General features: G+C 68.7%; 1 protein-coding gene. It reads left to right on the top strand.

Features of this window, described 5'->3' with window-relative positions:
• On the top strand, positions 1–772 hold a 772-nt coding region (locus tag ACHAAJ_RS15555), incomplete at both ends, for an integrase catalytic domain-containing protein (protein WP_435729155.1).

Below are 772 nucleotides of genomic sequence, written 5' to 3'. Positions count from 1 at the left end.
GAGCGGTTCGGTGAGCTCGGGCCGGCGGCCGGGTTCCTGGACGACGCCGTGTGGGACGAGCTGGTCTCGATGTCGGCGGCCACGCTGGACCGGTACCTGAAACCGTTGCGCGACGCGCGGTATCCGGCGGCGGGCTTGTCCTCGACCCGGCCGGGGTTGATGTTGCGCTCGGAGATCGAGGTCCGGTGGTCCGGGACGCCCATGGAGCAGGAACCGGGCTTCTTCGAGGTCGACACCGTCGCGCACTGCGGCCACAGCCTCCAGGGGGAGTTCCTGTACTCGATCACGCTGACCGACGTGTTCACGGGATGGACAGCGAACACGACGGTCAGGAACCGGGGCCACCGCAATGTCGTCGCCGGCGTCGCTGCGCTGGTCGAGGCCCTGCCCTACCCGTTGCGAGGGCTGGACTTCGACAACGGGGGCGAGTTCGTGAACGTCCAGCTCATCGAGTGGGCCGAGCTCCGGGGGATTCACCTCACGAGGGCGCGGCCCTACAAGCACAACGACAATGCCCACGTCGAGCAGCGCAACGGCGACTGGGTGCGCCGGCACGCCTTCCGGTACCGCTACGAGGGTCCGGAGGAAATGGCGCTACTCAACGAGCTCTGGGTTCTGGTGGACCAGCGCAAGAACCACCTGTTGCCGATGGTCAAGGCCAACGGCTACGCCACAGGCCGGTCCGGGCGCAAGAGACGGACGTACGACAAGCCCCGCACCGCGTACCAGCGCCTGCTCGGCCACGCCGCCTTGGACCCCGCCCACGCGGTCG

Origin of the sequence: Arthrobacter arnarulunnguaqae (assembly GCF_051262515.1) — a bacterium.
In the GTDB taxonomy this organism is placed as follows: Bacteria; Actinomycetota; Actinomycetes; order Actinomycetales; family Micrococcaceae; genus Arthrobacter_N.
This window is presented reverse-complemented; position numbering and strand designations above follow the sequence as displayed.